The organism is Clostridium sp. B9, from assembly GCF_050509515.1.
Lineage (GTDB): Bacteria > Bacillota > Clostridia > Clostridiales > Clostridiaceae > Sarcina.
On record NZ_JBNWKA010000003.1, the window covers coordinates 3,413,014 to 3,437,588 of the forward strand.

Consider the following 24,575-nt stretch of genomic DNA (forward strand, 5'->3'; position numbering starts at 1 on the left):
AAGGAGAATTTTTATGAATAATGAAATTTTAGAAATCTTAATGAAGGAAATTCTTGAAAGTTCTAAGGAAAGACTTGAAAAAAGAAGGCTTGAACTTGAAGAAGCTAAACTTCAAATGTTAGAAAACTTACTTGAAACTTTAAAGTATAGACTATAGGAGATTTTAAAATGGAAATTAAGTACATTGAAAAAATTAATTTAACTATTTATAAAATCAAAGAAAATATTTATGGAGTAAGTGATTATTTAGATATAGATTTTGATAAGAACTTAACTGCTCTAAAAGGCACATCTTGCAGACATGGCTATTTTCAAAATCTAACTAATCAAGAATTATCTGAAATAACTAGAATTGTTACTAATCAAAATTAGATAAAAAAGGCATTACCCAAACAGGCAACACCTAATTAATAAGATATCCAAAATTATTATATCCTGTTTGGTAATGTTTATCAAGGAGGAATTTAAAATTATGAAAAAAACTATTTTATTAACTCATGGAGTTAGCAATGCTCTACAAAATAAGGAGATTTACGAATTTGATTTACAACTTCAACTTTTTAAGTTTTTAGAGAATAATTGGGGAGATTTATGTCAAGAAGATACTGAACTTCAAAACTCATTAATCAAAAAAGTTGACGCTAAACTACATCATAGATTTATGGGAATATATAAATTAATGAAAAATATTAAGATTTGGATTATGAGTGAATACGATTATACAATAGATACCTTAATAATAACTGTTTTATTCCCACATGAATACTAAAATTTAAAAGGTGTCCTCCGAGGACACCTTTTAATAAAAAAACAAAATATATTTTTAAGGAGCAAATACTATGAAGGCAATTGCAAATATGAGTATCGGTATTAAAAATCTAATAAAAGATAACTATCTTTCAAAAAAAGAAATTGATATTATACTATCTAGGTTTTGTAAAAATGATTGGGGCGAACTCAATTCAGATGATAAAGAAGAACAAAATCGTATGCTAATTGAAGGATTTTATATTAAAAATAGAAATCCAAAATTTGATGAAATTTTTACTGGAGTATATATTATAAATAATATTTTTATTTGGATAAAAAGTAAATTTGATACTGAAAAAGATATACTATCAATAATAGTAAAACTACCTTATGAATAAAAAAGGAAAGGATTTTAAATCCTTTCCTTTTTTTAGTTTCTATCATTTATAAAACATGTAAATTAAGATATTAAATTTGAAATTTTTTCTTATGCAATAAATGACATATTATTTTATAATATTTTTCAAGTAATGTATTTTCCTTTTTATTATATTTTATATTCATTTACGAGTATATTATTTACGTATATAAATCAAAACTCCATTTCATAATTATTTTCTTTAGATTTACTTTTTTCTTTATTATTAGTTTTTAAAGTCTTATTCATTTTATTATGAAATTCTACTTCTTCACTAATCTCTAAATTAATTCGTTCCAGCTTATTTGGCTCTATAATTATATCTTTTATATTAGAACCTATAAATTTAGTGTTTTTTAAATTTGTTCCTTCTAAGTTTGCACCTGTTAAATTTGCAAAAAATATCACTCCTTCTAAATCACTATTTTTAAAATTAGCTTCTTTTAAATTTACATTTAAAAATCTAACTCCCCTCAGATTCCTTCCTTCTAAATCTAATCTTTCACCCTTTTTTTTATTACTTTCAAGCCATAATTCATGCTTTCTTATTTTCTCTGAGATATCATTATCTAATTTATACTTCTTCATGTTGCCCTCCTTATTAATTTCATCTTTAATTTTTATGATTTTTTCATTTTCAAAATCCATCTCTCCTTCCATTTCTAAATTTAATTCACTTTCATTTTTTATATTTTTATCAGAAAGGGAGTTAACTAATTCATTTCCCTTAGTTAATTCCCTTTCTGCATTTAAGCTATCTTCCATTATCTCTACATATTCTTTTACAGTTGTACTTACTTCTTTTAACAATTTTTCTTTATCCTTAAAGGTTGCATTTTTAGTCCATTCACTTAAATATCTAAGTGAATATTCTTCTGTATTAATTCCAAAATAACTACTTACTGATAATGCAACCATTTCAGCTTGAAATTCTTTCTCTGCCTTTGTGTAATTATCTCTTGTTTCTACAGTATGAAGTTTTGCGTGTGCTAACTCATGTATTAAAGTCTTAACATTCTGTAATTCTGAATTTCTAGGATTTAAAGCTACTTCCCTAGTTGATGTATAACTAACCCCTTTAACTAATCCAAGTTCTGATTTAGGCTCTATTATCTTAACCCCTATCTTACTAGCCACATTTTCTAGTGATTTATAAAAAGCTTTATAATTTTTAACATCCCCCTCAAGCCATTTATTAGGAAATATTTTAGGCAATTCACTTGATGGCATATTAGTCTGACTTACATCAAAAACATATCCTTGCTTAAACTTAATAGCTCCTTCAAGTGTTTCTAATTCTCCACTTCTTATTAACTGTTTTTCTTTTTCATTAGCTTTACTTATTAATTTTATAGTGCCATCTTCTGCTATAAACCTATCTCCAAGTTTTGTTGGAACTAATATTTTTATTCCCTTTTCTCCTTTGTTTACCGAATATCCTTTCTCTTTCCAAAATGCAAAACTTCCAACTGCAACTGCTCCCCTAAATTGTTCTTCAATAAGAATTGAATTTCTATAAGAATAGTTATGAAATTTAGCCATAAAAGAAAGATATTCCTTTAAATCATTAGAACTACTAAATACCTTATCTATTTTTTCATCTGCTTGTTTTACAAGAAAATCTATATCTTTTCTTTTTTCTTCTTGTGATTTACTACTTTTGTACTCTTTTTTCTTATAAGCCATTTTATATACTCCTTTCATCCATAAAAATAAAAGTGTCCATCAAGGACACTTTTAAAATTCTTTTATATTTCTATCAATAGTTTTATTTTCTCTATCATATCCAATAATAATTGTTTCTTCATTTTCTATAGAATCTTTTAAATCTTCTACCTCATAATATTTAAGTTTTAAAACTATAGTTTCTTTTGTATCTAAAGTATAGACCTGTACTTCTGTTTCATTTAATATCTTTTCAACTAATGCTAAATTATCTCCCATATATCTATCCTCCTAAAAATTCAAATTTTAAACTTAGTCATATTTCCGTTTTTAGCCTACTAATCGTTGGCCAAAAACATGATTAATTAATTTTAAAGTACCAGGATAAATGCCAGGCACTTTAAAATTCTTAAATCCGCATTTTACTATATTTTTTTAATTTTAGTTTATATATTTTTCTATTGCTTATTGAATAGAATTTGCATCAGATGTATTATAATTTTCATCTAAATATTGAGGAGTTACATTATCATTATAAACAATTAAATCAAAATAATATTTCCTATTTTCATTATAAAATGTATAAATATTTGAAAGTGGTATATCATATAAAGACCATTCTCGAATATTAAAATTTGAGGTAACAATATACTCAATACATCTATCAAAATTTATATATTTAAACAAACTTAAATTTTCTAAGTTTTTATTATTTTTGTTTTGAATTTCATCAAAATTGTTTATATATTCTTTAATGAAATTTTTTAAATTTATGTTTTTGGTATTTGAAAATAGCTCTTTTGCTATCTCTAACTTATTATTTATACTATTTAAATTCTCCATATTTAAACCTCATATATTTATTTCTAAAAAGAAAAAGAATAGTATTAAACTATTCTTTTTCTTCAAATTTTAAATATTTAACAATTCTTATAATTTCATCAAAAGTAAATTCTTCTGAATTATAACTCTTACCATTTTCATTGATTAGAAAATCTTCTAACTCTAATACAAGTTTTACATCACAGTAATTAGTTATACTTTTATTGTATTCTATATATTTTTTATAAAAATCAACCACATATTTAAATGTATTTTCATTTGTTTCTCTTTCAAATCTAATTTGAATAATATCATCAGAAACATAATCTATATATGCGTCATCTTCTAATTTATCCTCAATTAATTTATTACATATTCATTTGTCTTGAATATTCTATTTCATTTTGAAGTTTTTCATATTCTCTCATGTTTTTAACACTATCAAAATCTTTCCTTAATGCTTTTTTTATCTTACTTAATGCTCTATTGGTTACTACTGGTTCTCTATTAGAGTTTATAAACTTTTTGTTTTCATTCTCATATACATTATCTTTTATTTGCTTTAAAGTAACATTTCCCATCCTTGTATAAAGATCGTCTACTTTGTTATCTTTATAATATTTATATAGGCTTGTATTTTTTTCTCCATACATATTTTTAAGTTTAATTTCTTGCTCATCTAACTTTTTAATTAATAGTTTATAATCTTCTTTAAAATTATCATCTATAAAGCTCCTTGTTATTTCATCTAAATATGGTTTAACTTCTTGTAAAGAATTATAATTATAGCTCCATTGTCTTTTATCTTTGGGAAGTAATTTAATTATTTGCTTTACATTTTCTTTCATCATTTTATCTTTTGTAAAGTCATAACTTTTTCTATTGTCAACCAATCTTTCTCTTATTATATTATTTATTTCTTTATATTCTTTGCTAAAGTCAGATAATGAATTAGCAAAACTACTCTTCATTGCTCTTAAAACTTTGTACTCTCTTTTCCCTCGCTCATCTGGATTAAGTTGTACTGTTGCTACATGAACATGAATGTGCTTAGTATTATAATGTAATGAAGCTGACCAAACCAAATCTTTATATCCGCATTTTCTTTCTAAGGTATTCATAGTTGATCTTATGGCTTTATGTATTCTTTCTTCATCTAAAACTTTAGTTTTTGAATTATAAATCCCCTGTTCTTCTAACCAATCATTATTAAAACTAAATACATCTTGCCATAAATTACTCCCCCTATTTTGTGCAACTGTAAAAGCATTTTTTAAACTTTCAATTTCTTTTTCATTTAATTCATCTTTATCTCTTGTAAATAAAGAACCTTTCTTTTTTGCATTTCCCATATAATCATTAAAACTAGCATAATCATTATCATGGTATTTTTTTGTTGCCTTATCTCTATCAATATAGTTAATATAACTTTCAAAATTATAACCTTCTTGTGGAGTTATAAACCTTAACTTATAAACAATTCCCGGACTTCCCATAATTAATATAATCTATTTCCTTTCTTATAATTTTTGTTTATTCTTTCTTCAATAGTATTCTCTGCAATAGTTAATGCTTTACAAACTTCCTCATTTGTAGTTATTATTTTTCCATACTCTTCTTTTATAAACATACCATTTAACATTTCTATAATTACTTGTGTATTTTTATCTGTAAATTTATTTACCTTCATTAACATTTTAAATTCATCTTTTAAGGCTTCCGATATTTCATGAGCCAAATATTCTCTAAGCATTTTAATAGACATCTTTTCATTTTCTCTATGCTCTCTTATTATTAAATCTAAAGCTTCACTAGAATATTTAAAATCATTTTTTTCTTTTATTTCTTCTATATACTCTAAATTTTTTTCAGAAAACATAAAGTCTTTTTTCTTTCTAGCCATACACTAATCATCTCCTTTTTTTCTTTTTGAAATTATATCTCCTATATTTTCACCTAATATTTCTTCTGCCAATACTTCCATTAATGCGGAATTATATTCTATTATCTTCCCAAGTTTTTTAATTAAGTAGGAATAATTCCCCTCAATTCTTTTTAACTCTTCTAGTGATGACATTAATTCTAATTGTCTTTTTAAAAAGTCGTTTCGACTTTTTGCTCCGCTCTTTTTTGCTAGTTCATCTATCTTAAAAATAATATCTTCTGATAAATCTCTTATTAAAATATCACTCATTTGTACCTCCTTATATAAATAAATCTAAAATTAAAGCGACTAAAATTTTAAAATTAAAATCTTAGTCGCAAACTTTTTGTAAAAAAAGTTAACAAAAATATTTTTGCTTTTCTACTCTCTATGTTACTATTTACTTCTTGTTACTTCTTAATAAAAAGGGCATAAGGAGAAACTGCTATCACACAAGGTGCTAGACTAGGCAAAGCCTAGCGTTTCAATGATATCAAAATTCTACTTAAATGCGGAAGTTAATCGCATATAAATCGCATAAAAAGCGTATAAAATGCGAAAGTTCTACGCCTATTTTTTCAAGTCATTTTTCTTATTATTAAGATTAATAATTTTATTTTTAAGCTCTTTTTTATCTTTATTAAGTCCTTCTTTTTCTCTATTTAGTTTATCTATTGTATTTTTATTTGCATTAATTTTATTCTCACTTTCTTGTTTTTCATTTTCAGTTTGGTACTTTTTATCTTCTTCAAGTTCACTATTTATTCTCTTTAAATTACTTTCAGTTGTATTTTTTTCTTCAATTAATTTATCTAATTCTGAAATTTCATTATTCAAGTTTTCTATTTCTATGTCTACAAACTTAATTTTATATCCATTAATATCTTCATCTTTTAAGTTAATATTTTCTTTAGTGTCCTTTCGATCTGAATAAAGTTTAAGCGTATCTCCTAAACTATTATCCTTATCAGAAGAAGTAATACTAATAGAAACTGCTGACCAATCTGTAGGTAATTTAGAATAAATAACATAATCATTTATTCCAACTTTAATTAATTCACATTTCATTTTATCTTCTAAATGGTTCTTTTCTCTTAGTGAAACATTTATTGGTTTATTAATATTAGGGTTACTATTTTTTATATTAAGAAACATTTCAAATACTCCTGTACTTGGATTATACTCTCTATCTAGTACCTTTATATTGTTATTTTCAAATAGTATTTCTTTATTTAAAGTTGTACTTTTAACAAAAAAATCTTGATTAAAAAGTCTATTTGAAGTTAAAAAAAAGACCATTCCAAAAATTATTATTGAAGTTGCACAATAATAAATAATGGATTGGTTCTTACTTCTTTTAAACTTTTTAAATTTATTTTCAGCATTTTTTTGAAACTCTAATATCTTTTCTTTCAATTCTATTTTCTCCTTTCGTTAACTATTCTATTATTCTTCTAACATTCCCATTAAAATTACTTTTCCAATAAGGTGAATTTAAATCTCCTATACTAACCCCTTTACTTGAACTATCATTTAAAAATTTGCCATCTCCTAGCCAAATTCCAACGTGTCCATTTCTTCCAGCGGTATCAAAAAACAATAAATCTCCACGCTTCATTTCTGATGGTGGAACTGCTCTACCTAGCTCTAATAATGACCATGTTGTTACACTTGAGCGATCACCAAGTTGTATTCCAGCATTTGAGTAGCAATAATGAACTAAAGAACTACAATCAAATCTTCCCGCATCTACATCAGCTTGATTACGACCACCACCCCAAACATAAGGTGATTTTCCTACCCATTTCATTCCTGCTTCAATAGCTTTTTCTATTGTTTCATTATCTCCTTTTATACCACTTCCAGTAATACCAGCATTTCTAAATTCCATAGCATACTTGAATACACTATTAGGATAATTATTTTGTGCTTTATCTAAATCAACATCCATTCCATAACCTTGACCTCCATTGTAACAAGCAAAAATTCTTCTTAATAATTCTCTAAAGTTTGAATCTGTTTCACTTGCTCCCCAATCTATGAGTTTCATATTTTCAACATTATTAAATTTTTGAGTATTAATAATACCTTTTCTATACAAAACATAGTTAGCATAATACATTGTTTCAAATCCACCAGCTATAATTTGTGCTCTTGCATCTTTTAAAAATATACTCCACATATCATCAATACTATTAAATTCATAACCTACTTTTCTATATAAATCGGCTAATCCGTAATCCATATAATATTTAAATATATCATCACCACTAAAATCATATCTTTGTTGCTGCATTATTCCATAAGCTCCACCATACTCATCATTGGGATTAAAATTACTTTCTTGTTTAGCAATGGCACATAAAACCCAATTAGGAATTCCAACTAATTCTGATGTTTCATTAAAATAAGGAACAAATTCTAAAGGTACTCCCATAGCTCCTATATCAGTTATATTAGAATAACTCTTTTTATTTCCTTCTCCAATTATTCCTATAACTCCAACCATAATAATAGTAGCCAAGAAAATAACTAAACAGTTTGTTACTCCTATTGTGAGAATTATTTTTTTAATTATTTTCTTTTTCAAACTATCACCTACCTAAAAAAGACATATAAAAAGAACCAACTTTGAAATTAAGTTGGTTCTTTCATAATATTAAGAAATATTTATTATTTATAAAAATTTTAAAATTAATTAATAAATGTACACTAATTTAAATATTATTTTTTAAAACTTAAACCCTTTATTTGTCAAGTCAAAAAAGTGTAATTTAATGTATAATTTTGTCATTTAACTTTTCAACTAAATACGGTCGAATTGAAGAAACGATTATTGCACTAATCTTTGCTTCCTGCTTTTTAGTTAACTTATTTTTTTTATTAAACATATTTATAAAAAAATTGTAATCATTTTCTCCATTGAATTTATTATATTGAGTAGGCTTAAATACTCCTTCCTCATATAAATATCTTAATAATTTTTTTGAAAAAAATTCTGAATTCAAAGAAATAAACCTATTCTCTTTGATAGCATGTAATAACTTGAACAATTTTTCATTTATAGTAGTCTGCTCATTTAAATCAACACGATTAAATTTTTTTATACATGTACTTCCAATAGGCTTTAATATTTCCCCATTTTTCATATTATGTATTGTGTAAAGATATTTAATATTTTCTTTTCCACAAATACAAGATGATTTATTTAAGTCATCTTCAATGCAATCTTCAATTTCCCATTCATATACAGCACTCATCCACGATTTACTGACCGAAGAATCAAGGACTGTCTGAATCAATGTTTCTCTATAGTTTCCCATATTTTACTCAACCCCTTATTAATAAATAATAATTTATTAAATTCATTATATCTAAAATAGCAATTTTTTACAATAAAATTACTTATATATACTCTAAAGAAATACCCAACTTAAAATTAAGTTAGTTCTCCTTTTAATACTCTTTATAACTTGTTACTTTATATTTACTATCTATTTTTAATAATTGTATTTTATAAGATTTAGAATCTTGCTTTTTCTGATTATTTCCATCAATATTATCATATGCTACTGTAACATAAATATATACATATCCATTATTATCTTCATTATCTTCTTCTTCACTTCTTATTTTAGTTACTTTCTTTTCTTTTATTTCCTTACTTTGACCTAAAGTTATAAAGTAACCTTCGACTTCCTTATCTATATCTGTTGATACTAAGCTTAAAGCTTCTTCCTCATTTTTCTTAGGATTATTTATATCAAACTCTGTCATATCTTTTGCAAACTTTCTAGCAACTTCTGAAGCTTCAACTCTATCTTTTACTGAAATATTACTGTTTTGTAAAAGGTAATATTTCTTTTTTAATTCTTCATCACTTAACCCTTTATTTTCTTCATTACTTTTTTCTACTATTTTATTATCTTTTTTATTTTCTTCTACTTTTATAGGTTCTTGCTTGTTATTTTTCAACTTGTTTAATGAAAATATAGTTCCACCAATAATTAATATTACTAATATTGATCCACCTATTATTAACTTTTTCTTGTCCACATTATACGCCTCCTTCAAATAATATTTTTTCTTCTTCTGAAATTTCAACATGGAATGTTATATTATTCATACCATTTATTATTAAAGTAGTATCCCCTTGTCCAAATGTAGGTATATTATTAATTTCATTTTCATTTAATTGCCCCTCAAATATTGTTTCTAAAGCCTTCTTAGCATTATTGTCTTGTTGCATTATAAATTTATATTGAGTTAATTCAAATAAAGTTTTTATCTTTCCTAAAATAGTTTTATCTGAACTTTCTGGAACAACATCATTTATACTATGTGTTGCAAAAACAAGTCCTGAAAAATACTTTCTAGCTTCTCTTTCAAAAGTTATAAAGAAATCTACTGCCAATTCATTATCTGAATTTATATACTTATGTGCTTCATCTATAAATAAAAGATATTTTGTAGCTTCATCTAGTGTAACTGCTCCACTATCAAATAATTTTTTCTGCTTAATACCTTGTTTTAAAGCTCCATTCCAAAGCATAGTTAATATACTAAACATTTGTGCATTAAATATTCTATTGTCAAATTGAGATAAATTTCTTAACTCAAAACTTAATATTCTCTCTGATGACATATCTTCTATAGTAGAATATCCATTAAATAATTTACTGTAATTATTTATTGCATTTTCAATGGTTAATTTTATACTTTCAATTCTTTCTTGCCTTTTAGTGGTTAAATTAGTCTTTAATTCTTCTTTTTCAACATTATTATACAATTGTTTCTTTATGAAGTTCAAGAATTCTTCCATTATTGGATATTCTTTCACTTTATACGTAGTACATTTATCTCTTTTAATTCCAAAATCAATATAAAAATCATTAACTAAGTTTTCAAACTCCCTAATTTCCTCACTTGAACATCCTTCTGCTAAAAATCTATAAGTCATTGATAGCTTATTTATATGAAACATATATGACTGTTCTTCTAAAATATCATTTGTATCTGTATCAATCATAGTAGCAAAAATCTGAAATGGATTTATCATTCCATTACTACCATCTAACTTAATTACTTTTCCTCCCAATCGCTCAATAGTTTCTCCAAATTCTCCAGTTAAATCTAAAATCCTTATTGTATTTTCTAATATAGCATTATCATTCATCAACTTTTTTAATAAAGTAGATTTACCAGCACCAGTTACGCCTAAAATAAGTGCATTAAATGATTTTCTTATAGAATTTTTAGTAAATAAATCAAAAATTACACTACCACCAACTCTAGTTGTTCCTAAAGGCATACCTGTTTTATCTTTTAGCTCTATAAAATCAAATGGATACCCTCCTGCTAGGCTTAAAGCTTGTATAGGTTGTTTTATTATTCCATTAGGTAATTTTTCTTGCTTTGACATAGGTAATTTAATTGACTTCCATTCATATTCCTGTTCATTTATAAAAATAGCACCTTTATATTTTAAAGTTTCTAATTTTTCTAATATATTTTTTTCCTTATTCTCTAAACCTTCTAAAGTTCTATCCCATACAAAAATCCTTGTAACAATCTGTTTCATTACCTCACTATTATTAACAATATCATCAGTTAAAGCTGATAATGCTCCAAATTCATTATTAGAATTTATAGCTGTTGTATAATCTCTGCTATCTTCAATCCTTGAATTATGTTCATTCATAGATTTATTTACTTTCTTTAACACTTCATTTATATTGGCTGTTCCAACATCAACTGTTATTACAGTATCATCTAATTCTTTTATTAATCCTTTCAACCAAAAATGGCTAACTTCACTTGGATAATCATAGATATTTATACAAGCTTCATAGCCATCACCTTTTTTAATATAATTATCTTTAAAAATAATTCCACCACAAGGTTGAATTTTATCTATTAAATAGGGGTTGTATTCCAACTTTTTCATAAGCAATATCTCCTTTAAAGTATTTTACTATTTAAATTATTAAGTTTATATAGTACCTTTAACTTTTTTTCTAAATCTATCTCACTTAAACTAATATCTTTATTCGTACTTCTTATCAAATTATTTAAAACATCATTTGATAAATCTTCCTTATCAATGAAAATAATAATGTAATACTCTATGTTCGTTTTAGTTTTTTCTAGCTCTATAAGTTTTTCTAACTTTTCATTTAAAAATATTTTGTATAATTCATTTTCTGTTCTATTTATTCTCTTTTGTATATATGTTTGTTGTTCACTTGTATTAACAGGAAAATTCATTGCTACTATTTTAAAATCATAAATAAACTCTCTTAGAAAAAACATAAAATTTCTTATTAAATCTTCTTGCTCATAATTTGATAATGAATCTACATCCTTGCCACTAACTTGATATATATTTAGGTAACCACTTTTAGTTTTTATAAATTCATTATCTGTTACATCTATCTCCTCCATTTTATTTAAAACGTTTTTTCGTATTTTAGGTGAATTCCTTTTTTCTTTTTTTAATAGCCTAGCTTCTTCCTTTTTACTTTTATTTTCTTCTTTCTTTTGTTTTTTCAATTCTTTTTTCTCTTTTCTTGTTAACTTCTTTTTTTCTTCTCCTATTTTTATATCATCAAAATTTTTATACATTTCTTTCCTCCTAAAAGTAAAAAATAAAAAGTGTCCCTAGGGAACACTTTTATTATTCATTAATTTTTATTCTATGATAGATATTTCTATCTCTTATAAAGGCTAAATATATACTTTGAAAATTTCTTCTCTTAGGGTTACTTATACTTTTAGATGTTAAAAATATAGCCGAACAAAAACAAAAAATATAATATATAAATATAAATTTAGAATATACTAAAAAACTTAGTATTTTTGCAACTGCCATAAATAAGACTATAAAAGCTATATCAAAAAATGTTATTGCATTATAAACTTTTATTTCTACATTTATATCTTTTGGTATATTAAAAATCATAATTTTTTCTTTCCTCCTTTATTTTTTATATTAAACTTACTTTTATCTCCTATAATAAATTTTTTGCTTTCAGATACGTTATTATAGTTTCTTTTCATGTTACTACCACTATATTTACTTTCTTTAACTCCACTTGAATTAAATTTATTGATTTGCCCATTTCCTTTATAACTTTCATTTTTATTTATTGCCTTATTAAACTTATCACTTTTTTCTTTATTATCATGATTTATTCCTTGTCCATTATTTGCTGATCTATTTTTATTTTTTAATATAGCTTCTTTTAATAGTTTTTCTTTTTCTGCTGAACTACTGTTATTTTTTATGTCCCCTATATTTCCTTTACTACTATTTACACTTGTCCCTTTTTGATTAGAATTATCTTTTAAAGTTCCCTTTTCTAAATTTACTTTGCTATTATCATTATTTTTATTAACCCCACTACTATTTACATTCATATTGCTATTACTGTTACTACTAGAATTCCCACTAGAACTTTTATTTAAATTTAAATTTCCATCTTTATTCGATTTATTTGTTTTTAAATTTGAATTGTTTTTAACATCAGAGTTGCTTTTTATATTCGGATTATTACTCATATTACTATTGTTATTATTTTTAATACTACTTGAACCTTCGCTTGATTTTAAATTATCTTTTATAGAACCATTTGGCTTACTAATTCTATCCTTAATGTTAGAATAAGCACTTTTACTACCTGAATAAATTTTCTTTCCTGCTCCTGCAATACTTTTTGCTCCTTTTCCTGCCATTCTAGCTCCTTCAATACCAGCAACTACAGCTCCCCAACTTGATTTAATACCAGCATCTATTCCAAAAATTCTTTCAATTATATTAGGTCCATCTATAACTGCCCATGAACCTGCTCCAAGTGCTAATAACTTAACCATAGGATTTTGTATAGCAACGTCTGGACTACTTAACCACCCTGTAAAAACAACATATAGCTTTAATAAAACCGATACTGTTATTAATATAGCAAACATTGATAATATGTTTTCAACAACCATTTTAAGCTTCTTTCCAGTTCCTATATCACTAAATGCTAAAACAGTTGCTAAAATCTTATTAAAAGCCAATTCTATAAGTATTCTTCCTACCTTCAAACATGAAAATAATATTGCTACCATAGAAACCAATAAGGAGCAAATAACTACAAGAAAATTCAAGTTATATCTATAGTAATCTTCATCTAAAAATGAAAACCAACCTTTATCTAAATCAACTATACTTGTTTCTCCATTGCTTTTTTCAATTAACTTTCTTTTAAAAACATCTTTGTACATAGGGTCTTTTAATTTATTTGGTTCTAACTTTTCATTAATATCAATATTCATAATATTATCAATATATATATTGTTTTTCTTATCTGCTAAATCATATCCTACACTATCTAAATAGTATAAATCTGATAAATTTCCCTTAACTATTTCTCTCGCACTTGATTTATACGTACCTATATTATTATCAACTATTAGTTTAGTAGCATCGTTTAACTGCGTCATTAGAAATGGTAACCCAACTATTATTGATATAGAAATTAATATATTAACTGGAACTTGTCCCTTATCTCTCTTTCTTTGAAATATTATTTGAAACCCTACAATAGCTAAAGCTATTGCAAATATAGTCCAAAGAACTGGTTTGTAATCATTTAAAAAGTTTGCTACTTCTTTTGTTTCAAAAAAACTATTAATATTATATATTGCACTAATAGAATCTTCTAAACCATCTACTATATTAACTAAACCTTTAATAAAAACCCAACCTAAGTACCTAAGTCCAAAACTGAATATTCCTACAAGTTCTAATACATTATTTTCTGTTAAAGTTTTCAAAAATTCTATATTACTCACTACTTCACTTCCTTTCCATTTCTTTTATATATTCAAATCCTTTCTCAACAAAGGCTTTAATTTCTTTATTATCATTATTTTCTTCACAAGCCTTTTCTAAATCTTCAAAGGTACTATCTAAGTGAATTTTTGTTTTTCCCTTTTTATATCTAGTTTCAACCAGTTCCATTATTTCCTTAATTTCCATTGGAGAAAATATTTCATTTAGAAGAACTTTTCTCTCTTTTTCTTCTTGCTTAATATCTTCTATAATTTGTTCTTCAACTATTATCGGTTCTACATTTTCAAATAATATTAAATCATCTAAATTTACATCTTTATGTAAAGATGGTATTTCTACATCAGCAATAGAGCTATTGTTATCAAACCACTTAGATAAATATTCATATCTATATTGTATACTTGTTTTTCCACTATTAAATATAGGATTAGGAACTATTCTATTTTTCTTTTTATCTTCTCTTTTCAAGTTCCTTGTAACGACTGTTTCACCCATTTTTAATAACATTAGGTCATTTGCATTTTTTAATCTTTGTGAATCAACACTCTCTGTATAATGCTTTGTAGTATCTGTTATTTCTCCACTTCTTGATATATTAACTATAGTCTTATCTCCTAAAAGCTTTGAAAAATCTTCTGCTGTATCATATTCTGTAGTCATTATATATACTTTATTTGCACAGTTACCTATTATAGTTTTCGATTTATCCTTTCCATATTTTTCTTCTATTTGTGAAAATGCTTGTACTACTAGAGTAAATTTTATATTTCTTCCTAAACATACTGTTAGCATAACTTCTAATTGCTCTATTGGTGGCATATTACCAGCTTCATCAATTAAAAAGACAACTTCCCTTTCACACTTCCCACCTTTAGTTAAGGTAGCTTCCTTAGACAGTACCCAATAAAGTTGTCTTATAAACATAGACGCTATAAAATAATCTGAATTATCATAGTCTGGAAGTATCATAAATAATGCTATTGGTCTATCATCTTCTTTATTAATGAATCCAAAGTCTTTCAAATTTATTGAGTTCCTTGAAGTCATTTTTGCTATCTTTTCCATTGTAAATTTCTCTATCTCTGTCATAGCAAATGAAAAAATACCACTTCTAGCACTTCCTTTAGCAAAGTTACTTGTAGCATACTGCATTTTAGCAATTGAATTTGAAGGTAAATTTCTAAAGTATTTATCCAACTCATTATTACCATCCTCATCATAAGCTGAACCTAATTCTGAAAGCATATTAGCAACAGTAAACATTGTTACTCTATTTTTCATTTCTTCTTCACCATATTTTTCATAACATTCCTCAAGTATTGCTAATATTAAAGCATTGACTAAACTCATTGAAGAATTTTGCCAAAATGGGTCTTTAACATTAGGCTTATAGTACATAGAATAAGTTAATGACTTACATAGTTTTTGAGCTTCTCCATAATCTTTTTCTAAATAAGCTTCTACTATTAAATTAAGTGGATTATAACTCATTGAATTATTAGGATTAATTAAGTTTAATACTTCTATCCTATATCCCCTTTTTTCTAAAGTATCTTTACTTGAAGCAAGGAACTCTCCCTTTGGATCGTTTATTATTAATGAGGACTTAACTTTAGCTCTCGAATAGACATCAATGGTTGGAAATAAAAATAATTCTCCTTTACCACTTCTTGTTGTTCCTATTACTAAGTTATTTACATCTCCTTCATCTATAAAGACACTATCTCCATAACTTGAAATTACAACTCCACCTTTTCCATCAAAATCTTTTTCCTTCTTTGGCACTGACTTATATTGACTTTCTATTTCTGTTAGCGAACAAAATCTACATTTTCCTTTTTGCCCTTCATTTATACTTCTAAAAGAAGTTTTTAATCTAAATTGAATTTTAATAATGATTAATACCATCATTAAATAATTAAATATATACACATACCAATACTTTCTAATTCCAAAGAAAAAAACAGCTTGTACTATGTCAAAACTTTTTCCTTCTCCTTTCATATTATAAAAAAATATATCTAATCCATTTGTAATTATGTTACTTATTAATGTTGTCATTAAAATAAATACTACTATTAATAATAAAGAAAATTTTCTACTTGCTAAAAATTTTGCTCTCTTAATTTCCCTATTAGTTTCATCATCTGTACTATAATAAATTTTTATTTTTCTAAATAGTTTTTTAAAGAAATTCATCTTTAATCACCCTACCTTAATTTAAAGTAAAAAAATAAGGATATTGAAGTGAACATTTTTAGTCCACTTCATATATCCTAATATTAAAATGCAATAGTATCTTTGAAATATGTTGCAATAGAATTAGCTCCTACAATTAATATAAATCCAGCTATTCCGCCTATAATTATTACTTTAGCTTTTCTCATTCCTTCACTTCCACCAATTATCCAAGAAAATCCTGCTGTTGCAAGTGCTAATGCTAAACAAATCCAACCTAAAGTTTGAATTTTTCCTAAAAATTCAATTCCCATATTATTTAAACTTGTAAAAACATCTGCAAAAACATATACATTTGATAACATATTAAACTCCTCCTAATTCCTTTAATGTATCTAATCCTGCTAATACTTGTTCCTCAACATCTTCATTGTCTAAAAACTCTCTATGCTTTTCTTCTAACCATTCCTCATAATTTTTATTTTTAAGTTCAAGTAATTTAATAACTAACTTTTTCTCAAAACTATCTTTATCTTTTCTTCTAGCACTCATGATTAATCACCCCCTTTCAAGTAAAAATTGCAATAAAAAAGATGTCCCCTATGGACACCATATATAAATATTTATAAATAAAAGTGTCCACAGTGAACACTTTTTACCTTCCTATATTTCAGCTAAAATTAGATTTTCTTTAAACTCTTTATTTAATCTTTCATAAATCTTCCTCTATTCTCCCTCACCCACTTGGAGCTAACGCCTTCAACTATAATTTATTTGCTACGCTGCATTATAGTTTCAGTTGTTTAATCAAATATAATTATAAAAAATAAAAGTGTTCCCTAGGGACACCTTTTCTCTTTTAGCTTATTTTCTATTAATCTATTTATCTCTTTTATTTCTTCATCAGTAAATATATTCTCTGCTCTTTCTTTATCCAATTTTATTAATCTTTTTATGTATTCTGAAAACCCCTCATGAGTTAATGCAAATTCTTTAAGTTCCTTTTCAGACCTTTTAAAACTAACTGAATATACATTTCTATTTTCCATAAACTAATTTATCTATGGTTACCCCAAATCCCCTTGATAATTTATATAGTGTATTTTTAGATGGCTTATTAATGCCAAGTTCAATATCATTGATTGTTTTTATTCCTACTCCACTTTTCTTAGAAAGTTGTTTAAGCGACCACCCTTTTTTTAATCTTCTTTTTTTTATGTTTGTACCAACATTTTGTATTGTTTCTTCTAAGTATTCTTCTAAAATTCTGTCCATACAAAGCCCTCCTAATTGTGTCCTCGGGGAACACTATCCTACTAATAATTCTTCTAAAGAAATATTTAATCCTAATGCTAATCTTAATATAATTTCAAAACTAGAGTTTCTTTCTTTATTCTCATTTAAACTTATAGTATGAAAATCTAATCCACACTTTTCAGCTAATGCTCTTTGTGTAAGATTTTTCTTTAATCTGTTTTCTTTTAAGTTTTTTGATAAGTTAACTTCTTCATTCTTTACTTTCATTTAACCACCCCCAATCTAAAAAAATGTTCCCTATGGACACTTTAAAACGGCGGATCTCCATCTAATTCTTCTGGATAATCTATATTATTATTTTCTTCTTTCTTATAACTTCCAAACAAATCAAATTCACTTACATATACTTCTGTAATATATCTTTTTATATTGTCCTTATCTTCATAACTTCTATTTCTTACTTCTCCTACTAAAACAATTTCTTGTCCTTTATTGGCATATTTAGTAATGCCTTCTGCTAACTTTCCAAATATAACACAGTTAAAAAAATCAGTTTCTCTCTTACCATCTTTTCCTTTAATTTTTCTATTTACTGCTATAGTAAATCTAGCAATAGCTGTTCCACTTCCATCAAGAAATTTAATCTCTGGTTCTTTTACTAATCTTCCACCTAATACTATTTTATTCATTTATTTTCCCCACTTTCTTATTAAGAGAATTATCTATCTTTTCCCAAATTTCAACTCATAATTTTCAAACTTAAATAACAATATTATTAATAAAAATAGGATTATAAAATCTAATCCTAAAATCATAAAAACATTCACTTTAAAACATCTCCCTTTTAGCTAAAATCCTAGAAATTCATATATCACATTTATAATCTATCAATAATACATTTTTAATATCTGTTAAGTATACTTTTCCATCTGTACTTTCAATTCTAGTAGTAGAATCATCAACATAACAATAATCAACATCAATTTCTATCTTTTCATTTCCTATAAAAATAATAGCCTTTTGAAATGTATCATCATCTTCTTCATCATCTTCATAATCAGTATTATTTTTTTTAGAATTTAAATAATCTAAATACTTATGATATATTATGCCTACATTTGTAAAAGCTAGAATAACAGCAATTACTGACAATATAATAGATAATATTGCTAATCTCATTTAAATCAACTCCCCTTTAAGTATTAGTCTTTGTTTAGCTCTATTAGTACAAGTTATTAATGTTATTTCTTTTTTACTTAAATCTTGTGTTAATAAACTAGAATCATTAGGCTCTACGATTTCTTTTTGAGATATTTTATATTTAAATATCTTATTTCCGTATTGAACTTCTACAATATCGCCTACTTTAACTTTATATAGGTTTTTAAAAATTGAACCATCCATGTTATTATGTCCAGCTAATATTGTATTTCCCTTTTCTCCGAAATTAGGACTATTTCTATACTTTGCAACAACATACTTTAAATTATCTTCTCCATTTACAATAGGAGCTTCTAAATCAATGCTACTAATTTTTAAAATAGCAATTGTGCTTAGTTTATTAGTAGCACTATTATTATTTTTATATCCTTCTGAATTTTTATTTTCTACTTCAACATTATCTTCAGCTATTTTATTCTTATTATGTTCTTCAACTCTAGCTTCATAATCTCTAATTAAATTATCTTTAATACTTTTAGCTTTAAAATCTAAAAATAATGATACTACCACTAAAATTACACCTATTATACTTAAAACTATTAATCCTTTTCTCATATCAAATCACATAGCTCTATTAAAATGTTTATAATATTCTTTAATTTCATAATTGAAAAGAAAATTTCTTAGAATATATTCTAACCTAAAAATTTCTTCTTTTTTACCTTTTATCATTATTTCTTTAGATACTCTTTCAATTTTTGATACTAAATACTTTCTATATTCCCTTTCATTTTTATTTAAATTTTTCAAAGTTAATCTACTTAACTCTATATCTATACTTTCAAGTTCTAAAAATAAGTCTTTTACCATATTCTTTCCCTCCTTAATCCCTATTTTTAAATTTTATTCCTTTATTTATTTTAGCTTCTAATATAATCTGCTTAGTTCCTTATCAGCTTTTGAAGCTACTTTAAATAAAGCTAAATAAGCTTTTGCTATTAATGACCATAAAACTAATATAGTTAAAAACTTCATATTATCCTCCTAACAAACAATTCAAATAGTTTTAGAGAATAGTTAATATTTAGGCAAGGCTTAACTATTCTCTAAAAAATATAAAATTAAAGAGCTAACTAAATTAGTTAACTCTTTTTTAAATTAAGCATTTTTTCTTTTTCTAGTTAATGTTAATACTCCTAATCCTCCAACTACTAAAACTAATCCTAGTGGTAATAAAGAATTGAAATCAAAGTTTGAACCAGTTTTAACTATTTCAAACTTTTTGTTAGTTAAATTACATTTAACTACTTGTCCTTGTTCATTTATTTCAAACTCACCTGTTTCATTTGTAAGTTCATAACCATTAGGTGCTTGTGTTTCAGAAATTCTGTATTTACCTTTTGCAAGAGTAAATTTATTTCCTTCTTTGCTAGAAGTAAACTCTATTACTTTTCCTTGATCCAAGCCTTCAAGACACTCTATTTTTATCTTAGCACCTTCTAAAATTTCTCCAGTAGCAACGTCTGTTTTAGTAAATTCTAAAACTCCGGTTGTTCTTTCATCTTTAAGATTAGCTTTAGTTACTTGACCATCTTTTATTTCAAATGTTCCAACTTCTTTATTTATTTCATATCCATTAGGAGCTGAAATTTCCTCAAATGTGTATTTTCCTTCGTCTAAAGTAAACTTATTCACATCATTGAAAGAAGTAAATTCTATTACTTTTCCTTCACTTAATCCTTCTATACAAGTTATTTTTATCTTAGCACCTTCAATAACTTTACCAGTTGTAACATCTGTTTTAGTAAACTCTAAATCACCTTCTTTTCTTTCATCTTTAAGATTAGCTTTTGTAATTTCTCCGTCTTTTATTTCAAATGTTCCAACTTCTTTATTTATTCTATATCCATTAGGAGCTGAAGTTTCTTCAAATGTGTACTTTCCTTCAGGGAGTGTGAATTTGTTACCTTCTTTAGAAGAAATAAACTCTATGTTTATATGCTTGTTTTGTGGTTCTAATCCTGTAATTTTAACCTTAGCACCATCTATAGAATCTCCAGTAGTAACATCTGTCTTACTAAAGTCTAATTCCCCAGTTTTTACTGTATTGGCAACATCTATTTTTTCTAATTGTCCATCTTTATAAATATTAAAGTCATATTTTTTATCAACTTTGTTGTAATGATCTATTGCTTCTACTTCTACCCAAGTGTAGTTACCAGCTTCTAAATTATTAACTGTTATCTTACCAGTATTATCTGTAGTATAAGTTCCTACTTTTTTATTATCACCATTTAATAGGTCGAACTTAACTCCTTCTAGTGGTCTATTAGTATCTTTATCGAACTTAAATAGCTCTACAGAACCCCTTATCTTTTTATTGGTCATTTGAAGTTTAATAGTTTTTCCATTTTCTTTAACACTAAAGAAGATAGGCTCTTTATTTAATACGTAATTCCATCTTGTTTTAACTTCGTCTACACGGTAATTTCCATATTCTAAGCCTTTTAAACTAACTAATCCTTTATCATCACTCTTTAAGTTCCAAGTTTGACCTTTCATAAAGCCATCTAATGCAGTAACTTTAAATTCAATATTTGATAAAGGCTTATTAGTTTCCTTATCTAACTTTAAAAGCTCCATATTCGCTGTTATACGGTCGTTAAACACCTTTTGAGTATAAATAGTTCCTAAATCTTTTATTTCTTCTAAAACGGAATTTTCATCTATTTTAAAAGGTATAGGATTAGCTTTAATATATCCTTCTAATGGTTCAACTTCTTCAAGAACATAATTTCCATAAGCTAAATTTTGTGGAGTTACTAATTCACCGTTTTTATTAGTTTCTAAAGTTGTAGTTTTATAAGGAATTATACCTATAAAGTTTGTAAACTCTACTAACTTTTTAGTGTCAGCATTTCTTATTTGGAACTTAACTCCTTTTAATGGCTTTCCATCTTTAGAATCTACTTTTATAACTCTAACTTTAGCTTGTATAGGAGAGTTCTTAACGTATTTAACATAAGTTTTTCCGTTTTCAGTAATGCTAAATGAATAATCTTTATCAGATTTCCAATATCCTTTTGGAGTATCTATTTCATGGAACTTATAATCTCCATATCTAAGGTCTTTAGTATAAGCAAATCCATTTTTATCTGTAACAACATGATCTACAACAGTTCCTTCTTTGATACCATTAACATTAACTGCTATAACATCAAATCCAGCACTTTCAACTGGTTTTTCTTCATTTTCACTATCAACCTTAACAATTTGCAACTTTCCTTTTATAACATCATTAGTTATATCGTAACTATAAACTTTACCATCCTCAGTTATATTTATATCCCATACTTTATTAATTAATAAATATCCTTTAGGGGCTTTAGTTTCTTGCATAGTGTAAGTTCCATAATTTAAAGGTTCGCTTTCAGCATATCCGTCTTTATTAGTAGTTATAGTTGCTACTGAATTTTTGTTATTATCATAAATAGTAAATTCAGCACCTTCTAAATTTAAGTCAGCTATTTCACTATCTGTTTTCTTAACTGCTACTTTACCCTTTATAATTTTGTTTGTGTGAGTTATTTCAATAGTCTTGCCATTTTCACTTATAGTAACTGGATGTTCTTCTCCATTTAAAACATACTTAGCTGGAGCTTTAATTTCCTTAACTAAATAGTTTCCAAAAGGAAGTAAGCTACTTGTAGCAATACCATTTTCACCAGTAGTTATAGTTTCAATATGCTTACCATCTTGAGTTATTTCAAATTCAGCTCCTTGTAATGGAGTATTTGTTTCTTCATCAACTTTAAGGACTTGAATTTTACCTTTAATTTGAGTATCAGTCATTTCAGCTATAGACACCTTATTAGGTTTTACAGTAACATTAACTGGATTAGTAACTAAATAGCCTTGTGGAGCTTCCACTTCGTGTATAGTGTATTCTGCTGGTTTAATATCATTGAATACTGCTTTACCATCTTGTGAAGTTGCTTCTGCAACATTTTCGCCATTAGCATTTTTAAGAACAAATTTAGCACCTGTTAAAAGTTTGCCATCATCACCTTTTTTAATAACTTGTACTGCTCCATTTAAACCAGTCCATGATACAGTAATATTATCTTTATTCATGTTTTGATATTCTAAAGGAGCAATTGCCATATCTTGTTTTCCTTCTACTGGAGTAGCATAAGCTAAGGTTGCTGGCAACTCAATAGAAGCTTTAACTCCAACTTTAATATCCCCAGTTTCGGCGTCTATTGGAATATAAACTCTAAAGCTTTCATTAGCACTAAATTTATTTCTTTCATCCCCATCCATGTCCTTTATCTTTATTACATCCATTAAGTTAGGATTACTTGAACTTTTTATAGTAACCTTAGCATCTGAAAAAGTATAATCAGATTTTATTTTTATAGGTTCACTGACAAAATAATCACCTTCTTGATGAGCTTCTATATTACTAGGAGTAACTTCAAAAAATGTTGGTAATTCCTTAGCATGTGCTTTTTCAACTAAAAAGTCTATTGCTGGTTTTAGCTTACTTAGTGGAACAGTACCACTTTGAAGTCTTTCTCTAACCAAGCCCCTACTTAATCCAGCTTCTTTTTGGTAAGCCCAAATAGCAAGTTGAGTAACATATCTGTATTCATCTTTAGTCAGTCCCCATTCAGAACCATCTCTAGCTGGATAACCCCAATAGATAATTGTTTCTATACCAGCATCTACTGGTATTTCCTTAGTATAATCTTGTCCCGTAGGATTTAATGCACCTGTATTTAAACAATAACAAGTTTTTAAACTATCTGGAACATAGTATCTGTGGTTTCCTATTGGAAGAACTTTTCCCCATGTAGGTGAATCATAATTTAGATAGCTTTCTGCTTCTGTAGATGTTATTTCGATTGCAAATACCTTAATATTAGTTAATAAAAATGTAAATATTAAAGTAATTGCCGTTATTAATTTGAATTTCTTTTTTCTTTTCAATATTTTTTCCTCCATTAAATTTATAATTTTTAATTTTATTTTTTATAAATTAATTTAAGATGTATCAAAATAACCCATAATATTACCCCTTTTTTAAATTTTATTTATAAATAAAAGGGAACTACTCTTATTGAGTAATTCCCTTGAATTAGCTTTAATTAGCCTATCCAATATTTATTTCTATCTTCTATTTCAATTTTTTCATTTATATAACCTAATGGAATTTTGCCTACTTTAAACATTCCATCTGCAAAATACACAAAATTTTCTCCTTCTTCTAAAAAGGAATATTTTTCGCTTTTAATATCAATAGTATCTTTTTCATATATTTTATTTCCCTTCTTATCTTTTAATCCTGTATACTGTCTTAAAAGAAACATATCAGAAGTATCTGTTAAAAGTTCATCACCATCTTTAATTGTTATATACATATGGCTAAAATCAATATTTTCAACTGATACAAATTTCTTTATAGATGTATGTAAAGCAATATAATCTCTTTGCATCATTTTAATCACTCCTAAGTTTTAATTTAATCATAAAAAAGAACCTTAGAATATTCTAAGGTT

31 protein-coding genes are annotated in these 24,575 nt (G+C 25.9%); 4 read left to right on the plus strand and 27 right to left on the minus strand.

The window, feature by feature from the left end:
• Positions 1 to 13 precede the first annotated feature (13 nt).
• The 4 genes from ACQZHJ_RS15170 (at position 14) to ACQZHJ_RS15185 (ending at position 1,148) form a co-directional block, all read left to right on the plus strand.
• A complete protein-coding gene (locus ACQZHJ_RS15170) occupies positions 14 to 157 on the plus strand; it encodes a hypothetical protein (protein WP_430486381.1) in 144 nt (47 codons plus the stop codon).
• A gap of 11 nt (positions 158 to 168) precedes the next feature.
• Positions 169 to 372, plus strand: a complete 204-nt coding sequence (locus ACQZHJ_RS15175; RefSeq protein ID WP_430486382.1) for a hypothetical protein — start codon at positions 169 to 171, stop codon at positions 370 to 372.
• A 100-nt stretch (positions 373 to 472) separates the two neighbouring features.
• The gene (locus ACQZHJ_RS15180) at positions 473 to 769 is read left to right on the plus strand and encodes a hypothetical protein (protein ID WP_430486383.1); all 297 of its coding nucleotides are present in this window, start codon (positions 473 to 475) and stop codon (positions 767 to 769) included.
• A 70-nt stretch (positions 770 to 839) separates the two neighbouring features.
• Complete coding sequence (locus ACQZHJ_RS15185) at positions 840 to 1,148, plus strand: hypothetical protein (RefSeq protein ID WP_430486384.1); 309 nt, start codon at positions 840 to 842, stop codon at positions 1,146 to 1,148.
• 194 nt (positions 1,149 to 1,342) lie between these two features.
• Here the strand turns inward: ACQZHJ_RS15185 and ACQZHJ_RS15190 are convergent, their stop codons facing one another.
• The 27 genes from ACQZHJ_RS15190 to ACQZHJ_RS15320 form a co-directional block, all read right to left on the minus strand.
• Complete coding sequence (locus ACQZHJ_RS15190; RefSeq protein WP_430486385.1) at positions 1,343 to 2,854, minus strand: pentapeptide repeat-containing protein; 1,512 nt, start codon at positions 2,852 to 2,854, stop codon at positions 1,343 to 1,345.
• Positions 2,855 to 2,905: 51 nt separating this feature from the next.
• A complete protein-coding gene (locus ACQZHJ_RS15195; protein WP_430486386.1) occupies positions 2,906 to 3,112 on the minus strand; it encodes a hypothetical protein in 207 nt (68 codons plus the stop codon).
• A gap of 186 nt (positions 3,113 to 3,298) precedes the next feature.
• Positions 3,299 to 3,676, minus strand: coding sequence for a hypothetical protein (locus ACQZHJ_RS15200; protein ID WP_430486387.1), 378 nt, complete (start codon positions 3,674 to 3,676; stop codon positions 3,299 to 3,301).
• 49 nt (positions 3,677 to 3,725) lie between these two features.
• A complete protein-coding gene (locus ACQZHJ_RS15205) occupies positions 3,726 to 3,914 on the minus strand; it encodes a hypothetical protein (RefSeq protein ID WP_430486388.1) in 189 nt (62 codons plus the stop codon).
• Positions 3,915 to 4,023: 109 nt separating this feature from the next.
• Complete coding sequence (mobP2, locus tag ACQZHJ_RS15210; protein WP_430486389.1) at positions 4,024 to 5,151, minus strand: MobP2 family relaxase; 1,128 nt, start codon at positions 5,149 to 5,151, stop codon at positions 4,024 to 4,026.
• A gap of 2 nt (positions 5,152 to 5,153) precedes the next feature.
• The gene (locus tag ACQZHJ_RS15215; RefSeq protein ID WP_003480912.1) at positions 5,154 to 5,558 is read right to left on the minus strand and encodes a helix-turn-helix domain-containing protein; all 405 of its coding nucleotides are present in this window, start codon (positions 5,556 to 5,558) and stop codon (positions 5,154 to 5,156) included.
• Positions 5,559 to 5,561: 3 nt separating this feature from the next.
• On the minus strand, positions 5,562 to 5,849 hold the full coding sequence (locus tag ACQZHJ_RS15220; RefSeq protein ID WP_110014615.1) for a hypothetical protein: 288 nt from the start codon (positions 5,847 to 5,849) through the stop codon (positions 5,562 to 5,564).
• A gap of 300 nt (positions 5,850 to 6,149) precedes the next feature.
• Complete coding sequence (locus ACQZHJ_RS15225) at positions 6,150 to 6,995, minus strand: hypothetical protein (protein WP_430486390.1); 846 nt, start codon at positions 6,993 to 6,995, stop codon at positions 6,150 to 6,152.
• A 22-nt stretch (positions 6,996 to 7,017) separates the two neighbouring features.
• A complete protein-coding gene (locus tag ACQZHJ_RS15230; protein WP_430486391.1) occupies positions 7,018 to 8,169 on the minus strand; it encodes an NlpC/P60 family protein in 1,152 nt (383 codons plus the stop codon).
• Positions 8,170 to 8,353: 184 nt separating this feature from the next.
• Positions 8,354 to 8,902, minus strand: a complete 549-nt coding sequence (locus ACQZHJ_RS15235; protein WP_430486392.1) for a hypothetical protein — start codon at positions 8,900 to 8,902, stop codon at positions 8,354 to 8,356.
• Positions 8,903 to 9,035: 133 nt separating this feature from the next.
• Positions 9,036 to 9,635 (minus strand): hypothetical protein, encoded by a 600-nt coding sequence (locus ACQZHJ_RS15240; RefSeq protein WP_430486393.1) that lies wholly within the window; start codon positions 9,633 to 9,635, stop codon positions 9,036 to 9,038.
• A gap of 1 nt (position 9,636) precedes the next feature.
• Complete coding sequence (locus tag ACQZHJ_RS15245; protein WP_430486394.1) at positions 9,637 to 11,526, minus strand: VirB4 family type IV secretion system protein; 1,890 nt, start codon at positions 11,524 to 11,526, stop codon at positions 9,637 to 9,639.
• Between the two features lie 14 nt (positions 11,527 to 11,540).
• Entirely contained in the window at positions 11,541 to 12,203 is a 663-nt protein-coding gene (locus ACQZHJ_RS15250) for a hypothetical protein (RefSeq protein ID WP_430486395.1), read from the minus strand.
• Between the two features lie 52 nt (positions 12,204 to 12,255).
• Positions 12,256 to 12,540, minus strand: coding sequence for a DUF5592 family protein (locus tag ACQZHJ_RS15255; RefSeq protein WP_003480890.1), 285 nt, complete (start codon positions 12,538 to 12,540; stop codon positions 12,256 to 12,258).
• Entirely contained in the window at positions 12,537 to 14,417 is a 1,881-nt protein-coding gene (locus ACQZHJ_RS15260) for a pLS20_p028 family conjugation system transmembrane protein (protein ID WP_430486396.1), read from the minus strand. The genes ACQZHJ_RS15255 and ACQZHJ_RS15260 overlap by 4 nt, the downstream gene beginning before the upstream one ends.
• Positions 14,418 to 14,421: 4 nt before the next feature.
• Positions 14,422 to 16,617, minus strand: coding sequence for a VirD4-like conjugal transfer protein, CD1115 family (locus ACQZHJ_RS15265; RefSeq protein ID WP_430486397.1), 2,196 nt, complete (start codon positions 16,615 to 16,617; stop codon positions 14,422 to 14,424).
• An 83-nt stretch (positions 16,618 to 16,700) separates the two neighbouring features.
• Positions 16,701 to 16,961 (minus strand): hypothetical protein, encoded by a 261-nt coding sequence (locus ACQZHJ_RS15270; protein ID WP_060794929.1) that lies wholly within the window; start codon positions 16,959 to 16,961, stop codon positions 16,701 to 16,703.
• Between the two features lies 1 nt (position 16,962).
• Entirely contained in the window at positions 16,963 to 17,148 is a 186-nt protein-coding gene (locus ACQZHJ_RS15275; RefSeq protein ID WP_003480885.1) for a hypothetical protein, read from the minus strand.
• A gap of 287 nt (positions 17,149 to 17,435) precedes the next feature.
• Positions 17,436 to 17,645 (minus strand): hypothetical protein, encoded by a 210-nt coding sequence (locus tag ACQZHJ_RS15280; protein ID WP_003461553.1) that lies wholly within the window; start codon positions 17,643 to 17,645, stop codon positions 17,436 to 17,438.
• Positions 17,635 to 17,871, minus strand: coding sequence for a helix-turn-helix domain-containing protein (locus tag ACQZHJ_RS15285; RefSeq protein ID WP_221387997.1), 237 nt, complete (start codon positions 17,869 to 17,871; stop codon positions 17,635 to 17,637). The genes ACQZHJ_RS15280 and ACQZHJ_RS15285 overlap by 11 nt, the downstream gene beginning before the upstream one ends.
• Positions 17,872 to 17,904: 33 nt before the next feature.
• A complete protein-coding gene (locus ACQZHJ_RS15290) occupies positions 17,905 to 18,120 on the minus strand; it encodes a helix-turn-helix domain-containing protein (protein WP_110078283.1) in 216 nt (71 codons plus the stop codon).
• Between the two features lie 41 nt (positions 18,121 to 18,161).
• Positions 18,162 to 18,542, minus strand: a complete 381-nt coding sequence (locus ACQZHJ_RS15295) for a single-stranded DNA-binding protein (protein ID WP_430486398.1) — start codon at positions 18,540 to 18,542, stop codon at positions 18,162 to 18,164.
• A 175-nt stretch (positions 18,543 to 18,717) separates the two neighbouring features.
• A complete protein-coding gene (locus ACQZHJ_RS15300; protein ID WP_430486399.1) occupies positions 18,718 to 19,032 on the minus strand; it encodes a hypothetical protein in 315 nt (104 codons plus the stop codon).
• Positions 19,033 to 19,629, minus strand: coding sequence for a class D sortase (locus ACQZHJ_RS15305; protein ID WP_430486400.1), 597 nt, complete (start codon positions 19,627 to 19,629; stop codon positions 19,033 to 19,035). It lies immediately after the preceding gene.
• 6 nt (positions 19,630 to 19,635) lie between these two features.
• The gene (locus tag ACQZHJ_RS15310; RefSeq protein WP_208336792.1) at positions 19,636 to 19,884 is read right to left on the minus strand and encodes a hypothetical protein; all 249 of its coding nucleotides are present in this window, start codon (positions 19,882 to 19,884) and stop codon (positions 19,636 to 19,638) included.
• Positions 19,885 to 20,172: 288 nt separating this feature from the next.
• Entirely contained in the window at positions 20,173 to 24,006 is a 3,834-nt protein-coding gene (locus ACQZHJ_RS15315) for a SpaA isopeptide-forming pilin-related protein (RefSeq protein WP_430486401.1), read from the minus strand.
• Positions 24,007 to 24,164: 158 nt separating this feature from the next.
• Complete coding sequence (locus ACQZHJ_RS15320; protein WP_430486402.1) at positions 24,165 to 24,515, minus strand: YopX family protein; 351 nt, start codon at positions 24,513 to 24,515, stop codon at positions 24,165 to 24,167.
• Positions 24,516 to 24,575: the final 60 nt, after the last annotated feature.

Bases quoted from the DNA above. Each gene is read 5' to 3' on its own strand.
- ACQZHJ_RS15170 (WP_430486381.1), top strand. From the start codon at position 14: ATGAATAATGAAATTTTAGAAATCTTAATGAAGGAAATTCTTGAAAGT.
- ACQZHJ_RS15175 (WP_430486382.1), top strand. From the start codon at position 169: ATGGAAATTAAGTACATTGAAAAAATTAATTTAACTATTTATAAAATC.
- ACQZHJ_RS15180 (WP_430486383.1), top strand. From the start codon at position 473: ATGAAAAAAACTATTTTATTAACTCATGGAGTTAGCAATGCTCTACAA.
- ACQZHJ_RS15185 (WP_430486384.1), top strand. From the start codon at position 840: ATGAAGGCAATTGCAAATATGAGTATCGGTATTAAAAATCTAATAAAA.
- ACQZHJ_RS15190 (WP_430486385.1), bottom strand. From the start codon at position 2,854: ATGGCTTATAAGAAAAAAGAGTACAAAAGTAGTAAATCACAAGAAGAA.
- ACQZHJ_RS15195 (WP_430486386.1), bottom strand. From the start codon at position 3,112: ATGGGAGATAATTTAGCATTAGTTGAAAAGATATTAAATGAAACAGAA.
- ACQZHJ_RS15200 (WP_430486387.1), bottom strand. From the start codon at position 3,676: ATGGAGAATTTAAATAGTATAAATAATAAGTTAGAGATAGCAAAAGAG.
- mobP2 (WP_430486389.1), bottom strand. From the start codon at position 5,151: ATGGGAAGTCCGGGAATTGTTTATAAGTTAAGGTTTATAACTCCACAA.
- ACQZHJ_RS15215 (WP_003480912.1), bottom strand. From the start codon at position 5,558: ATGGCTAGAAAGAAAAAAGACTTTATGTTTTCTGAAAAAAATTTAGAG.
- ACQZHJ_RS15220 (WP_110014615.1), bottom strand. From the start codon at position 5,849: ATGAGTGATATTTTAATAAGAGATTTATCAGAAGATATTATTTTTAAG.
- ACQZHJ_RS15235 (WP_430486392.1), bottom strand. From the start codon at position 8,902: ATGGGAAACTATAGAGAAACATTGATTCAGACAGTCCTTGATTCTTCG.
- ACQZHJ_RS15245 (WP_430486394.1), bottom strand. From the start codon at position 11,526: ATGAAAAAGTTGGAATACAACCCCTATTTAATAGATAAAATTCAACCT.
- ACQZHJ_RS15250 (WP_430486395.1), bottom strand. From the start codon at position 12,203: ATGTATAAAAATTTTGATGATATAAAAATAGGAGAAGAAAAAAAGAAG.
- ACQZHJ_RS15255 (WP_003480890.1), bottom strand. From the start codon at position 12,540: ATGATTTTTAATATACCAAAAGATATAAATGTAGAAATAAAAGTTTAT.
- ACQZHJ_RS15265 (WP_430486397.1), bottom strand. From the start codon at position 16,617: ATGAATTTCTTTAAAAAACTATTTAGAAAAATAAAAATTTATTATAGT.
- ACQZHJ_RS15270 (WP_060794929.1), bottom strand. From the start codon at position 16,961: ATGTTATCAAATGTATATGTTTTTGCAGATGTTTTTACAAGTTTAAAT.
- ACQZHJ_RS15275 (WP_003480885.1), bottom strand. From the start codon at position 17,148: ATGAGTGCTAGAAGAAAAGATAAAGATAGTTTTGAGAAAAAGTTAGTT.
- ACQZHJ_RS15280 (WP_003461553.1), bottom strand. From the start codon at position 17,645: ATGGAAAATAGAAATGTATATTCAGTTAGTTTTAAAAGGTCTGAAAAG.
- ACQZHJ_RS15285 (WP_221387997.1), bottom strand. From the start codon at position 17,871: ATGGACAGAATTTTAGAAGAATACTTAGAAGAAACAATACAAAATGTT.
- ACQZHJ_RS15290 (WP_110078283.1), bottom strand. From the start codon at position 18,120: ATGAAAGTAAAGAATGAAGAAGTTAACTTATCAAAAAACTTAAAAGAA.
- ACQZHJ_RS15295 (WP_430486398.1), bottom strand. From the start codon at position 18,542: ATGAATAAAATAGTATTAGGTGGAAGATTAGTAAAAGAACCAGAGATT.
- ACQZHJ_RS15300 (WP_430486399.1), bottom strand. From the start codon at position 19,032: ATGAGATTAGCAATATTATCTATTATATTGTCAGTAATTGCTGTTATT.
- ACQZHJ_RS15305 (WP_430486400.1), bottom strand. From the start codon at position 19,629: ATGAGAAAAGGATTAATAGTTTTAAGTATAATAGGTGTAATTTTAGTG.
- ACQZHJ_RS15310 (WP_208336792.1), bottom strand. From the start codon at position 19,884: ATGGTAAAAGACTTATTTTTAGAACTTGAAAGTATAGATATAGAGTTA.
- ACQZHJ_RS15320 (WP_430486402.1), bottom strand. From the start codon at position 24,515: ATGATGCAAAGAGATTATATTGCTTTACATACATCTATAAAGAAATTT.